This window comes from Enterococcus sp. C53, assembly GCF_040887425.1.
GTDB lineage: Bacteria > Bacillota > Bacilli > Lactobacillales > Enterococcaceae > Enterococcus_B > Enterococcus_B hirae.
In genome coordinates this window covers 38,328-53,077 of the sequence record NZ_JBFOFT010000010.1, presented here as the reverse complement: position 1 = coordinate 53,077, position 14,750 = coordinate 38,328, and the positions used below count along the sequence as shown (strand labels likewise).

The following is a 14,750-nucleotide window of genomic DNA, read 5'->3' as shown; positions in this document are numbered from 1 at the left end:
TTGATTGGCTAAATAAAAGAATAAAGTACGTTGAACAAGATCAGTAAAAAATACGTAGCAAAAGCGAGTTCGGGAGGGTGTGAGCCGAATGCTGTCGGTTTTTGAAGAGGCACTTGGGAGTACTGACAATGAAGCTGCCGAAATTTTCGGAAGTAGGGTGGAACCGCGAAGTTATTCGTCCCTATGTTTGTTTAGACAAGCATAGGGACTTTTTGTTGTTTCAAATTCTCAGCAAACTATTTAGAAGTGGAAGGAGTCATTTTAAATGAGCAAAAAATTATCTGTACAAGACATGATCTTGACGTTGCAAAAATTTTGGTCATCAAATGGGTGCATGTTGATGCAAGCCTATGATACAGAAAAGGGGGCAGGTACAATGAGCCCATATACCTTTTTACGAGCAATTGGACCAGAGCCTTGGAATGCAGCATACGTAGAGCCTTCTCGTCGCCCAGCCGACGGTCGTTATGGGGAAAATCCGAACCGTCTGTATCAACATCATCAGTTCCAAGTAGTGATGAAACCATCACCTGAAAATATCCAAGAACTTTATTTAGAAAGTTTACGTTTATTGGGGATCGATCCTTTGGAACACGACATTCGGTTTGTCGAAGATAACTGGGAAAACCCTTCGATGGGCTGTGCCGGTGTTGGTTGGGAAGTTTGGCTCGATGGAATGGAAATTACACAATTCACGTATTTCCAACAAGTCGGCGGTCTGCCATGTAAACCAGTGACATCTGAAATTACTTATGGTTTGGAGCGCTTGGCATCCTACATCCAAGAAGTAGAAAGTGTCTATGATCTTGAATGGTCAGATGGCGTAAAATATGGGGAGATTTTCAAACAGCCTGAATACGAGCACTCCAAATATTCATTTGAAGTCAGTGATCAAGAACTATTATTAAGTAATTTTGATCGTTTTGAAAAAGAAGCTAAACGATGCATTGATGAAAATTTAGTTCATCCTGCCTATGATTACATTTTAAAATGCAGCCATACATTCAATCTACTAGATGCTCGTGGGGCAGTTTCTGTCACAGAACGTGCTGGTTATCTGTCACGTATCAGAAATATGGCAAAATCTGTTGCAAAGATTTTTGTGGCAGAGCGTGAAAAATTAGGATTTCCTTTATTGAATAAAAACACAGCAAATCCAGAAACGGTTAAGGAGGCTGAATAACATGGCAAAAGAGTTACTTTTAGAAATCGGGTTGGAAGAAATGCCTGCCCATGTAGTTACACCAAGCATGAAACAACTGGAACAAAAAACAGCAAAGTTTTTAGATGAACACCAATTGTCTTATGATACAATCGAAACTTTTTCAACGCCAAGACGTTTAGCGATCAAAGTAACCAATATCCCAGAACGTCAAGCAGATAGCGAAGAAGAATTAAAGGGTCCGGCTAAAAAAATCGCATTGGATTCAGATGGAAATTGGACGAAAGCCGCAGAAGGGTTTGTACGTGGTCAAGGTTTGACGACTGACGATATTACCTTTAAAGAGCTGAAGGGTGTAGAGTATGTGTACGTAACCAAATATACACATGGACAACCAGCGAAAGAAGTATTGACTGGACTTGCAGATGTCATCAAAAGTTTGACATTTCCTGTTACGATGCATTGGGCAAATTTTGACTTCGAATATATTCGTCCTATTCATTGGATTGTTGCTTTACTAGATGATGAAGTGATTCCTTTCGAGATTTTAGATGTTACAACAGATCGCACATCACGTGGTCATCGTTTCTTAGGAGAAACAGTTCGTTTCGCTCATGCCAATGAGTATGAAGAAAAATTACAAGAACAATTCGTGATAGCTGCGCCACATAAAAGAAAAGAAATGATTGTCCAACAAGCAACAGAATTAGCAGAGAAAAACCATTGGACGATCGATTTAGACGAAAAGTTATTAGAAGAAGTGAATAATTTAGTCGAATATCCCACAGTTTTTGCTGGCGATTTTGAAGAAAAATATCTGTCTGTCCCTGAAGAAGTATTGGTTACTTCAATGAAGGAGCACCAACGTTATTTTGAAGTAAGAAATGACCAAGGATTACTCTTGCCACATTTTATTTCTGCTCGAAATGGGGATCGTGTCAAACTAGAAAACGTGATCCGTGGAAATCAAAAAGTATTGACTGCTCGTTTAGAAGATGCAGAGTTTTTCTACAATGAAGATAAAAAGATTGAAATCGAGACTTTTGTTGATAAATTAAAATCAGTGACTTTCCATGAAAAAATTGGAAGCATCTACGAAAAAATGCAACGAGTACAAGTTATTGCTCGTATTTTAGGTAAATCTGTCGGCTTATCACCAGAAGAGTTAACGGATTTACAACGTGCTGCTGAAATCTATAAATTTGATTTAGTGACCAACATGGTAGGTGAGTTTCCAGAGCTTCAAGGGATCATGGGTGAAAAATATGCGCGATTACACGGCGAAACATCAGCTGTAGCAACAGCTATCAAGGAACACTATCTGCCAATTTCAAGTGAAGGTGACTTACCAGAAACCAAAATTGGTGCAGTATTAGCGATTGCAGACAAATTAGATAGTATCTTCTCTTTCTTTACAGTTGGAATGATCCCAAGTGGGTCAAATGATCCGTATGCTCTTCGTCGTCAAGCGTATGGGATTGTCCGCATCATCGAAGCAAAAAATTGGGCATTTCCATTGGTTCGTTTACAACGTGAAATCGACCAGGCAATCAATGAAGATCAAGAACGTTTTGGCGTCCAGTTATCGGATGGACAACAGGCAGTCATTGATTTTATCAAAGGACGTTTCCGTCAGTTACTAACTACAAAACAAATCCGACACGATGTGATTGATGCAGTTTTGAATGCAAAACAAAGCGATTTGACAAAAGTTTTTGCAGCAGCTCAACTGTTTAAAGAACGTTTAGATGAGGAAGAGTTTAAGCCATCGATGGAAGCATTGACTCGAGTGGTTAATTTAGCGAAGAAAGCGCAAGAAACAACGACAACAGAGATTAATCCTGCATTATTTGAAAATGAAGCTGAAACAGCACTTTATCAAGCGGTAGCAGAAATGAAAAAACAATTTGGTACACAAACGCTGAAAGAAGATTATGATCAACTTGTTGCTTTACGTCCATTGATCGAAACGTATTTTGACCAAACCATGGTCATGGTAGACGATCCTGCTGTCCGTAACAATCGTTTGGCACAGCTGAAACAAATTGCTGAAATGGCACTATCAATAGCAAGCTTAGATCAGATTATCACTAAATAAATCAGGTAGCCCTCTGCCAACTTGATTTGAAACAAGCGTTATGACAAGTCTAGCTCTGAGATATAAGCCGAAGCATCCGAAAATAGTTTCTTCTATTTTTAAATGCTTCGGCTTATTTTTTGACTGATTACCGAAGTGCAGATCTTTGAACGCCGTCGATAAGATTGTGAAAGTACCAGAGTGGATGCTTTCATAACAATTACTCATCTTAGTGTAAAAAGTAAGCTTAAGGTCTTAATACCTCAGACTCTATTTATGTAGTGTATATCGTTTTTATTCATGCTATCTAGCAATAAGCGACTTTTCTTTCACGAATCAGAACAATATGACATTTTTTGGTAAAAAGAGAACAATCGGTCAGTGCTATTGAGTGAAATGCATAGTTTTTGTTATTTTTAAATCATCCTTTATTTAAAAATGAAAGTTAGGTATAATTAATATAGAAAAATTGTTATTCATGACAAGAAAAGTTTGTTATGAATGGGATAATAGTAAATAGGGTCTCAGGTAGAAATTCTTTACTTGTCTAATGAAATTAGCAAATTTCCCGTGATTTGGAAGCGATTAGATAAAGTAACGATTTATTTTTTTGGGAATAAAAAGTTTTTAAAACGATGGGATCCAGTATCTTACTCTAGATGATAATAATTATCATCTGAATGATAAACTAAAAAATTTTTTTAGAAATCGATGTCATTTTATTATCTAAGTATGTTCATAGGATGGAAGTCTCACGAAGCTTCACTGAAATGAGTATATTTTATGAGAACAAGTAACATCAGCAGGATGTCATGTGTTAAAAGAAAAATGAATCTAGGAAAGTAACAGGAAAGTGGAGAGAAATGGAAGAGACAATTAGTATAAAAGAGATCATCGGAGTATTTCGTAAGCGTTTGTTGACCTTATTTATTTCAACGTTAGTTGGTTTGGCGGTAGCAAGTTTCGTTACATTCTTTATTTTAACACCCAAGTTTAGTTCACAAGCCCAATTGATTGTCACGTTGCCTCAGTCAAATATTACGAATGTCAATGATGTGAATACGAATTTACAAATGATTAACACCTACAAAGATATGATTATTAGTGACTTAGTTTTAAGTGAAGTGAAAGATCAATTAGAAACGCAAGATCAGCTAGCAATGACGGTTGGAGAAATCAAACAAGCAATCACAGTGAATCAATCCGAAAATTCACAAATGTTTTCTATCCAAGCGATTAGTTCGATTCCAGATAATGCTCAGAAAATTGCGAATACCACAGCTGAGGTGTTTCAAACGAAAGCAAAAGATGTGATGAATGTTGATAAAATATCGATCATTTCTGAAGCGGTTGCGGACGGAACATCGGTGTCACCAAATAAAAAAATAAATATTGTCCTTGGCCTTATTTTAGGTCTGATGATTGGCATGGGGATAGCTCTGTTATTGGAATTGTTCGACCAGACTGTGAAAGATGAAAAATATCTTTCGGAGGTCATAGGGTTTCCAATTTTAGGGACGGTACCAGAAATGACTGCCAAAGATTTCAATAGAAATGACAAAAACAACAATGCACCGGTGACAATAAACGATGAAACTGGTGAACAAGCGAGAGCTTCTCGTAGAGCTCGTTCGAGAGTGTAGGAGGGAAAACATGCGACGTGTCATAAAACAAAAAGAAACACTACTTCAACCGATTCGTTTGATTACTTTAACTAATCCTTCATCAGCAGCGGCTGAGCACTACCGAACGATTCGAACCAATATCCAATTTGTTTCAATCAATGATCAACAAGTCAAAACGATCGTGGTCACGTCATCTGGACCAGGTGAAGGGAAATCGACCACGGCTGCAAATCTGGCTGTTGTCTTTGCAAAAGCTGGTCAGAAAGTGTTATTAGTTGATGCTGACATGCGAAAACCAGTTATTTACAAAGCATTTCAAATAAATAATCACTATGGATTAAGTAATCTACTCAGTTCAACTGAAACGATCAGTAAAGGGATCCAAAAAACGGCAATCAAGGAATTATCGGTATTACCAAGTGGACCGATTCCTCCTAATCCATCAGAGCTGTTAAGCTCGAAAAGAATGGATCAACTAATGGTAGAAGCAAGTCAGCTCTATGATATCGTGATGTTTGATTTGCCGCCGATTGTAACTGTGACAGATGCTCAAATCTTGTCATCAAAGGCAGATGGTACGCTTCTGGTAGTACGTGAAAAGACTTCACGAAAAGAAGCAGTTGTGAAAGCAAAAAAATTATTAGAGATGGCTCAGGCAAAGGTACTGGGAATTGTTTATAACGGAGTCGAACAAAGCAAAGATACAAGTTATTATTATGAATGATAAAGAGGAGGTAAAGGGAATGATCGATTTACATTGTCATCTATTACCAGCAGTTGACGATGGTGCGCAAAACCTGGAAGAAAGCCTAGCAATGGCTGAAAAAGCGGTTGAACAAGGGATTACTCATATTTTATGTACACCGCACCATAACAATGGCAAGTATTGTAATCAAAAGAAAAAAGTCATTCCCCTAGTCGCCACTTTACAAAAAGAGCTGGATAAAAGAAATTTACCGTTGGTGTTATTAGAAGGTCAAGAAGTTCGTATTACTGGAGAATTGCTTGAAGCGCTTCACCGAGATGAACTTCTTTTTACAGATTTAAATGATACTTATCTGTTGATTGAATTTCCTACATTAGAAGTACCGTTATATGCAAAGAACCTTTTTTTTGAACTGTTGAAACTAGGAAAAATACCAGTAATCGTGCATCCTGAGCGTAATACTTATTTTGCAAAAGATCCGAATCGTTTGTTGCCTTATCTAGAAATGGGCTGTTTGACACAGCTGACAGCGCCAAGTTATCTGGGGCGCTTTGGCAAAGAAATCCAAAAAACAGCAAAAAAAATGGTCAAGTACAATCTTGTACAAATGATTGCTTCGGATGCTCACGGTGTTGAGCGACGTTCTTTTTGTTTAAAAGAATGTTATGAACAAATCGCTAAAGACTTCAATAACGAAAAAGTTGAACAAATGAAACAAGTCGCCAAAGATTTAATCAATGGGGAGCAGATTCATTATCCAACTTATCAAGCGATAAAAAAGAAGAAGTTTGGGTTATTTTAGGGGGAGTAAAGGTGTTTGAAGTCACAAGAAAAAGAAAGATTGCTATTTTGATAGGAGTTGATAGCTTATTGTTGTTTTTGGCAAACATTGCTACAATTAGATTCATGAAGCCATTCGCAGAAGTATCAACGGATTTTATGTTCATCTCTACAGGCGTTTCAATAGGTTTCTATTTGTTTTATGGGAGTTTATTTAAAGTCTTTACAAGGATCAATCGCTATATGAATTTAGAAGAAATCAGGGCGATTTTTGTTTCTTTGTCGATCACTATGATTTCAAATATTTTTGTCTTGTTTTTTATCAATCATCAGTATATGTTACGTCTAACGATCTTTACCTATATTTTGTCTTTGCTTTTAATCATGGGAAGCCGTCTGGAGTGGCGTCTTTACATTGAGAAAAAGCAGACAAAGCTACAACCTAGAGCCACTGCCAAGAAGACGATCATCGTAGGCGCTGGTGAAGGCGGTAGAATTTTGGCAAATATCTTACTTGGATCAAAAACAGCAAGTGACACCTATGTCATTGGTTTTGTTGATGATGATCCTAATAAGCAAAATACATATCTTTCAGGAAAAAAAGTGATCGGTATGATCAAAGACCTCCCTGCACTAATCAAGAAACATGATGTACAAATCGTTACCATCGCCATTCCTTCCTTATCCAAAACAAAAATCAGGAATATCTTTCAAATGGTAGAATCCTTGCATGTCAAAGTAAACACGATGCCTTCAATGGAAGAAATCGCTTCTGGAAAAGTCAGTGTCACAAAATTAAAAAAAATTGACGTAGTTGATTTACTAGAAAGAGATGAAGTTGAATTGGACATTGAATCGATCAAAGGTCATTTGACAGGGAAAACCATTCTTGTGACTGGTGTGGGTGGCTCGATCGGCTCAGAGATTTGTCGGCAGATTATCCAGTTTTCCCCAGCACAATTATTACTAGTAGGACATGGGGAAAATTCGATTTATTTGATCGATCGGGAACTCCGCATGAATCAGCAAAATCAGCAGACAAAAATCGTCCCGCTCATTGCAGATATTCAAGATCGTGACAAAATCAATGAGATCATGCAAAACTATCGCCCAGATATCGTTTATCATGCTGCAGCACATAAGCATGTTCCTCTCATGGAAGTAAATCCTAAAGAAGCAGTAAAAAATAATATTCTTGGAACGAAAAATGTTGCGGAAGCAGCCAAACAAGCGAAAGTCAAGAATTTTGTGATGGTCTCAACAGATAAAGCGAATCATCCACCTAATGTGATGGGAGCGACAAAGCGGATTGCAGAAATGATTGTAACAGGATTGAACGAAAAAAATGGAACAACATTTTCCGCTGTTCGCTTTGGAAATGTATTAGGTTCACGAGGAAGTGTGATTCCTGTCTTTCGTGAACAAATTGCGCAAGGTGGACCAGTCACGATTACTGATTTTCGGATGACACGTTACTTTATGACAATTCCTGAAGCAAGTCGATTGGTTATTCAATCAGGAGTCTTGGCTAAAGGTGGAGAGATTTTTATTTTAGATATGGGTGAACCAGTCAAAATCGTCAACCTTGCCAAAAATATGATTCGCCTGAGTGGCTATCGTGAAGACGAAATTGAGATTCTTGAAACGGGTATCCGTCCTGGGGAAAAACTATATGAAGAACTACTGTTGGATAAAGAGAGAAACGATGAAGCTGTCTATGAAAAAATTTTTGTCGGAAACATCAAAGGTTATTCAAATCAAAAAGTGATGGATTTTATCCGTCATTTGCCAAAAGATGAGAAACAATTAGCAAGAGAAGTGATTCGTTTTGCCAATGCTTCTAATCAATAGAAACTAGCTGTTTTAAGCTGAACGTACTATTAGTAAAGTAGTAAAATCATTGCTTTATGTGCTGGATTATACGATTCCTGCGATCAAAAATTGCATAGGGATACGTTATTCAAATCGCATGTAAAAAAACGTTTGACCATCAAAAAAAGAAACGAGAGGAGAAAGCGAGTGGATGCAATAATAGTAGGAGCAGGTGGGTTTGGTAAAGAAATTGCTTTTTTGCTCCAACAACAAAATGAGTATCAGTGGGTCGGTTTTGTCGATGATCGTAAAAGTGAGCAAAGCGATGTTCTAGGAAAACCTGTGATTGGCAAAATTGCTGACTTGCTTCAAGTCAAAACACCAATGGCAGTTTTTCTTGGGATTGCGGCTCCGACGGTCAAAGAAAACATCTATGAACAGTTACGACAAAACCCTCACTTGCTTTTTCCAAATTTGTTTGCCCCTAGCGCATTGATTGGCTTAAATGTTCAACTGGGCATTGGGAACATATTGATGCCTTACACGACCTATACTGCAGATATTTCAATCGGTGACTTCAATATGATCAATATTGGTTCAACAATCGGTCATGACTCCATTATAGGTAGTTACAATGCCATTTTTCCTAATGTCAATATTTCGGGAGCAGTCACTTTAGGAGATAAAAATGAACTGGGTGTCGGTACAAAGATTATTCAAGAACGTTCGATTGGTGATGGTAACATTATTGGGGCTGGCAGTGTTGTCATCAGAGATATCCCTCATCATTCAAAATGGGTGGGGGTACCAGCAAAGATAATTGAAAGGTGGAGTTGATGTGAGAAAAAAGCGAATATTATTAGCTTCGCCCCATATGAGTGAAGCAGGCTATGAACAAGCGTTTGTTAAAGAAGCCTTTGATACGAACTGGATTGCCCCTTTAGGTGCCAATGTCGATGGTTTTGAGCAAGAACTGGCAGATCATGTGGGAGCCAAGCATGTTGCTGCGCTTTCTTCAGGTACGGCAGCGATTCATTTAGCATTAAAGGCAGCAGGTGTCACGAAAGGAGATCAAGTGATTTGTCAATCCTTGACTTTTGCAGCTACGGTCAACCCGATTCTTTATCAAGGAGCCGCCCCAATCTTTGTGGATAGTGATGCCGAAACTTGGAATATGAGTCCTGTTCATTTACGCGCAGCTTTAGAAAAATATCCAAAAGCGAAAGCGGTGATCGTCATTCACTTATATGGATTAGCTGCAAACTTAGCTGAAATCATGCAGATCTGTCAAGAATATCAAGTGACGTTGATTGAAGATGCTGCCGAATCATTAGGAACGACTTACCAAGGTAAATATACAGGAACGTTTGGAGACTATGGGATTTATTCCTTCAATGGAAATAAGATCATCACAACTTCAGGTGGGGGAGCATTGATCTCTGACGATCCTTTAAAAATCGAAAAAGTCAAATTTTGGGCCACTCAATCTCGTGAAAATGAACGTCATTATCAACATTTAGAAATCGGTTATAACTATCGTATGAGCAATATATTAGCAGGAATCGGACGTGGTCAATTAAAAGTATTAAATGAAAGAATCCAAAAGAAGCGTGCCATCTATCAATTTTATCAAGAAGAATTGTCCGAGTTTCCTAATATACAATTTATGCCGGAAAACTCTTGGAACGAACCTAACTATTGGTTGAGTGTCATTCGTTTAGAAGGAATAGATCCATCTTATTTGATTGAAGAATTGGAAAAAGGACAGATCGAAGCACGTCCTGTCTGGAAACCGATGCACTTACAGCCTGTTTTTGACTCTTTTGATTTTATTGGCGGTGAAGTTGCAGAATCGCTTTTTTCTTCTGGAGTTTGTCTTCCCTCAGATACTAAAATGACGGATGAAGAGTTAAATAGAGTCGTTGCAACGATCAAGCGAGTGATGCGTTATGAGTAAACCAACCTTTTATCGACTTTTTGGAAAGCGTGCGTTCGATCTTTTTTTCTCAGGTCTTTTATTGCTTTTGCTTGCACCACTGATGCTCATACTTGCAGGGTGTGTTCGATTTAAACTAGGTTCACCGGTTATTTTTAAGCAAACAAGACCAGGGAAGAATGAACAATTATTTTTTATGTACAAGTTTCGCACGATGACAGACGAGAAAGATCAACATGGCGCGTATCTTCCAGATGAAGTTCGTCTAACAAAATTCGGCAAACTACTTAGAGCGACTAGCCTTGACGAGCTGCCAGAGCTTTGGAATATCTTTAAAGGCGAAATGTCTTTTGTTGGTCCTCGTCCATTATTGGTAGAATATTTGACACTTTATAATGAAGAGCAACGAAAACGCCACAACATTCGCCCAGGTTTGACCGGATTGGCCCAAGTCAGTGGTAGAAATGCGATCAGTTGGGAAGAAAAGTTTACGTATGATTGTTTGTACGTTGAAAGTTATTCGTTTGGCAAAGATGTTTGGATCTTGTTACAAACAGTTCTTAAGGTGTTCAAACAAGAAGGGATTAGCTCAAATTTTGGACCAACAAGTGAAAAATTTGAAGGGAATGAACCATACTGAAAATTTTATATGTGACGACGATCTCCAATACACTCAATGCTTTTTTAATCCCTCATATTGATCAACTAATCAAAAATGGACATGAAGTGAGTGTGGCATGTGCGCTTGAACAACCGTTGGCATCTTATTTTTCTGATAAAAAAATACCTGTATTTCAAATACCATTCAATAGGAATCCATTAGCTAAAAGCAATCTTTTAGCCTATAAGAAAATCAAACAGCTGATCAAAGAAGAGAATATCGATATCGTACATACGCATACGCCAGTTGCTTCGATGGTGACAAGACTTGCTTGTAAGCGGATCAATATTCCTATCTACTATACGGCACATGGGTTTCACTTTTATCAAGGAGCCCCTATGCTTAATTGGTTCGTCTATTACCCAGTTGAAAAATACTTATCTCGTTATACAAGTAAGCTTATTACCATTAATCAGGAAGATTATTTGCTTGCTTCACAAAAATTTAAAGCAACACAAACTCATTTGATTCAGGGGGTTGGAATCCAAGTCGAAAAGTTCGAGAAAACCTTGGTTGATAAACGGCTAAAAAGTAAGGTACTTTCACTAGCTCAGCCAACAACCAAAGTACTCCTTTCAGTCGGTGAATTGAATAAAAACAAAAACCACGAACTGGTGATTCATGCACTCGCTTCATTTAAAGACCAAGATTTCCACTATTTTATTTGTGGAACGGGGCCTTTGAAACAAACGCTGGAACAAAAAATTAAATTTTTAGGTTTGGAAAAGAAAGTCAGTTTACTCGGATATCGTAAGGATATTATTCAGATCATGAAAATGAGTGATCTATTTCTCTTTCCTTCTTTAAGAGAAGGATTGCCCGTATCGATCATGGAGGCTATGAGCGTTGGTTTACCGGTAGTCGCTTCAAATATACGAGGCAATAAAGATCTGATCTATGATGAGAACACAGGAAAATTGTTTGATGTCAAAGAGTCAGAAGAACTAGTGAATATTCTTCAAGATTTTTTTGCTGGAACGTTACCTGTTACAAAATATTCCGAGAACGCTGCTGCTCATATCCAACAATTCAGCGAAAATGTAATCATCAATCAAGTAGCAGAACTTTATGAAACTTTATAACTAAAGGAATTTCACAAAATAAAAAAAGCACTTAAACAGGGAAAATGAGGTGAAAAGCTCTTAACCTCAAGAATGTTTTGATTATTTGTAAGAGTGACTGACGAAATGAGCCTGGGTTCAAAGGAAAAGTAAATGGCTTTGTTTTTTATAAAGCGAATGAAACGAAGAACTACCAATAACGTTCCAGTTTGTGTTTTTTATGTTAATAAAATTAATTATAGAGGTGAAACCAATTGAACGTATCAATTTTCGGCCTAGGCTATGTAGGGCTAGCCAATGCGTTATTACTTAGCCAGCATGAGAATGTCAAAGCTTATGACATCGTAGCAGAAAAGATCGAACGACTACAAAAGAAGGAGTCACCAATTGAAGACCGTGAAGTACATAATTTTCTTCAAAGAGAAGACCTAGCAATCGAATTTATTAAGGATTTCCGAGAAGCGGTTCTTTTTGGTGATTATTTGATTATTGCCACACCCACTGATTACGATGAAAAGAAAAATTATTTTAATACCTCATCGATTGAGAGCATCATTGAACAAGCTCTCGCCATTCGTCCAGAAGCAAAATTTATCATTAAGTCCACGGTACCAGTAGGGTATACGGCCGAATTAAAGAAAAAATATCAAACAGAAAATATTGTTTTTTCACCAGAATTTTTACGTGAAGGTAAAGCATTGTACGATAATCTTTATCCTTCCCGCATTGTTGTAGGAGAATGTTCAGATAGAGGGACAGAGATTGCGAATATGTTCAAAAAGAATACGCAAGCAGATAATGTCCCAGTTTTATTGACTCATTCAACAGAAGCGGAAGCAATCAAGTTATTCTCAAATACGTATCTGGCGTTGCGTGTGGCTTACTTCAATGAATTGGATAGTTATGCGGAGATACGAGGCTTAAATACGAAACAAATCATTGAAGGCGTCGGACTGGACCCACGTATCGGCTCTCATTACAATAATCCTTCATTTGGTTATGGAGGGTATTGTTTGCCAAAAGATACGAAACAGTTGAAAGCAAATTATACCGATGTGCCTAACAATCTTATCCAAGCGATCGTTGAAGCAAATACAACCAGAAAAGATTTTATTGCAGAACAAATTTTAGCCCAAAAGCCTAAGACTGTGGGAATCTATCGGTTAACGATGAAAGCCGATTCAGACAATTTCCGTTATTCATCGATTCAAGGAGTCATGAAACGAATCCAGGAACAAGGAGTTTCGGTGGTTGTCTATGAGCCAACGTTACCTGTTGAAGAATTTCATCATGCGCCTGTCGTTTCGGATCTTGCGCGATTCAAACAACTATCGGATGTGATCGTCTCAAATCGGATGGACCATCAATTAAAAGATGTGATCGAAAAAGTCTATACGAGAGATATTTTTAGTCGGGATGAATAAATGAAAAATATAGCCAAAAATTTTTTTTATCAGAGCTTGTTTCAACTGACGAAAATCATTCTTCCGATTATTACCATTCCAATCGTTTCTAATGCTTTAGGACCAAGTGGGATCGGTCTTTATAATTATACGTTTTCAATTGTCCAATATTTTGTTTTGTTTGCGGGGCTAGGGGTAACGATGTACGGGAACCGGGAAATAACTTTGACTTACAACTGTAAGAAAGAAGCGTTATCAGAAGTTTTTTGGGAAATTCTGCTTTTTAAGGCATTAGCGAGCTTAATTGTCATAGTCGTTTACTTTATTGTTGCCTCTTTATTAAATAATCGTTCGTATTTGTTTGTCCAATCCTTGGCGATTTTTGCCGTATTATTTGACGTATCTTGGTTTTTTATGGGAATTGAAGATTTTAAGAAAACTAGTATAGCTAATTTAGTAGTCCAACTAGTCACGTTTTTTCTCATTCTTTTCTTGATTAAAAACGAAGACGACACGTTAAAATATACCTTGATTCAAGGACTAGGTTTAGTTTGTTCACAAGTGAGTGTCTGGTTCTTTATTCCTAAATACATTCATTTGACGAAAGTTGATTTAAAGAAAAGTCTTAGTCATTTAAAGGGCTCTTTTGATTATTTTATTCCTCAAATTGCGATCATGTTGTATACCAATTTGAATAAGACCCTTTTAGGTTTCACATTAGGAAGTGTTGCAGTGGGCTATTTTACCAATTCTCTGCAATTGAATACCGTATTCATCACGATCATAACTACCTTAGACATCGTCTTACTTCCCCATATGACAAGTTTTTTTGCAAAAAAAAATATGGAGAAAATCGTTCGCACGATGGAAAAAACGATTCATTTACAATTGTTTTTTTCGATTCCAATCATGTTTGGGATGTTGACAGTTTATGACAAGCTCGTTCCTTGGTTTTTTGGCGAAAAATTTAGCTACATCACTCAAATTATTCCATATTTTACGGTTTTGATTGTGATCGTTCCTTTAGGCATGGCGATTTCTAGACAATATCTAATGCCAATCGGTCAGGTTAAAGAGTATAATCGTTCAGTAATCATTGGAGCTATCATCAATCTTGTGGCAAATCTCATACTATTGCCGTCTATTGGCTTTTTGGGCGTTGTATTTTCAACTATTCTCGCCGAAAGTTTCGTTACAGTTGTAAGAACAAGAGCTTTTCTGAAACAGACGACGTTTACCTTTTCTCTAAGAAAAATCGGGATGTTTATAATTGCTGGATTGATCATGTGTTTGATCACCAGGTTTTTAACAGGTCATTTAACGAGTAATATCCGAACCAATCTGATCCAATTCGTCATTGCTTGTCCGATCTATCTCGCAATCACAACGATAACCAAAGTCAATCCACTAGTTGATTTATTGAGGATCAAAAAGAAAATCTAATGATGACAAACAACAGGTCAGAGACCTTGAAAGTGGTTGCTGCTAGTGAAAAGAAAAATGTTTACACTGATTTTCATTCAATCC

At 37.5% G+C, this 14,750-nt stretch carries 12 protein-coding genes; all 12 read left to right on the top strand.

The window, feature by feature from the left end; all coding sequences use genetic code 11:
* Positions 1-265 precede the first annotated feature (265 nt).
* Positions 266-1,183, top strand: a complete 918-nt coding sequence (gene glyQ, locus AB3I42_RS11900) for a glycine--tRNA ligase subunit alpha (RefSeq protein ID WP_010718522.1) — start codon at positions 266-268, stop codon at positions 1,181-1,183.
* A 1-nt stretch (position 1,184) separates the two neighbouring features.
* Positions 1,185-3,260, top strand: a complete 2,076-nt coding sequence (gene glyS / locus AB3I42_RS11895) for a glycine--tRNA ligase subunit beta (protein WP_010718521.1) — start codon at positions 1,185-1,187, stop codon at positions 3,258-3,260.
* An 842-nt stretch (positions 3,261-4,102) separates the two neighbouring features.
* The gene (locus AB3I42_RS11890) at positions 4,103-4,882 is read left to right on the top strand and encodes a YveK family protein (RefSeq protein WP_131773412.1); all 780 of its coding nucleotides are present in this window, start codon (positions 4,103-4,105) and stop codon (positions 4,880-4,882) included.
* 10 nt (positions 4,883-4,892) lie between these two features.
* Positions 4,893-5,588 carry a CpsD/CapB family tyrosine-protein kinase gene (locus AB3I42_RS11885; RefSeq protein ID WP_010718519.1) on the top strand — a complete coding sequence of 232 codons (696 nt, stop codon included), beginning with the start codon at positions 4,893-4,895 and terminating at the stop codon, positions 5,586-5,588.
* Positions 5,589-5,607: 19 nt separating this feature from the next.
* Positions 5,608-6,372, top strand: coding sequence for a tyrosine-protein phosphatase (locus AB3I42_RS11880; RefSeq protein WP_010737946.1), 765 nt, complete (start codon positions 5,608-5,610; stop codon positions 6,370-6,372).
* A gap of 11 nt (positions 6,373-6,383) precedes the next feature.
* Complete coding sequence (locus AB3I42_RS11875; RefSeq protein WP_368022519.1) at positions 6,384-8,201, top strand: polysaccharide biosynthesis protein; 1,818 nt, start codon at positions 6,384-6,386, stop codon at positions 8,199-8,201.
* 168 nt (positions 8,202-8,369) lie between these two features.
* A complete protein-coding gene (locus AB3I42_RS11870) occupies positions 8,370-8,999 on the top strand; it encodes an acetyltransferase (protein ID WP_010718516.1) in 630 nt (209 codons plus the stop codon).
* 1 nt (position 9,000) lies between these two features.
* A complete protein-coding gene (locus AB3I42_RS11865) occupies positions 9,001-10,119 on the top strand; it encodes a DegT/DnrJ/EryC1/StrS family aminotransferase (protein WP_368022518.1) in 1,119 nt (372 codons plus the stop codon).
* Positions 10,112-10,738: a sugar transferase gene (locus AB3I42_RS11860; RefSeq protein WP_010737944.1), complete on the top strand. Its 627-nt coding sequence runs from the start codon at positions 10,112-10,114 to the stop codon at positions 10,736-10,738. The genes AB3I42_RS11865 and AB3I42_RS11860 overlap by 8 nt, the downstream gene beginning before the upstream one ends.
* 11 nt (positions 10,739-10,749) lie before the next feature.
* Positions 10,750-11,841 (top strand): glycosyltransferase family 4 protein, encoded by a 1,092-nt coding sequence (locus AB3I42_RS11855; RefSeq protein ID WP_010737943.1) that lies wholly within the window; start codon positions 10,750-10,752, stop codon positions 11,839-11,841.
* 233 nt (positions 11,842-12,074) lie between these two features.
* Positions 12,075-13,244, top strand: coding sequence for a nucleotide sugar dehydrogenase (locus tag AB3I42_RS11850; protein WP_010737942.1), 1,170 nt, complete (start codon positions 12,075-12,077; stop codon positions 13,242-13,244).
* The gene (locus tag AB3I42_RS11845; protein WP_081123206.1) at positions 13,245-14,666 is read left to right on the top strand and encodes an oligosaccharide flippase family protein; all 1,422 of its coding nucleotides are present in this window, start codon (positions 13,245-13,247) and stop codon (positions 14,664-14,666) included. It abuts the gene before it with no gap.
* Positions 14,667-14,750: the final 84 nt, after the last annotated feature.

What these genes read in the sequence shown, in the direction of transcription:
- glyQ (WP_010718522.1), top strand. Translation starts at nt 266, where the DNA reads ATGAGCAAAAAATTATCTGTACAAGACATGATCTTGACGTTGCAAAAA.
- glyS (WP_010718521.1), top strand. Translation starts at nt 1,185, where the DNA reads ATGGCAAAAGAGTTACTTTTAGAAATCGGGTTGGAAGAAATGCCTGCC.
- AB3I42_RS11890 (WP_131773412.1), top strand. Translation starts at nt 4,103, where the DNA reads ATGGAAGAGACAATTAGTATAAAAGAGATCATCGGAGTATTTCGTAAG.
- AB3I42_RS11885 (WP_010718519.1), top strand. Translation starts at nt 4,893, where the DNA reads ATGCGACGTGTCATAAAACAAAAAGAAACACTACTTCAACCGATTCGT.
- AB3I42_RS11880 (WP_010737946.1), top strand. Translation starts at nt 5,608, where the DNA reads ATGATCGATTTACATTGTCATCTATTACCAGCAGTTGACGATGGTGCG.
- AB3I42_RS11860 (WP_010737944.1), top strand. Translation starts at nt 10,112, where the DNA reads ATGAGTAAACCAACCTTTTATCGACTTTTTGGAAAGCGTGCGTTCGAT.
- AB3I42_RS11845 (WP_081123206.1), top strand. Translation starts at nt 13,245, where the DNA reads ATGAAAAATATAGCCAAAAATTTTTTTTATCAGAGCTTGTTTCAACTG.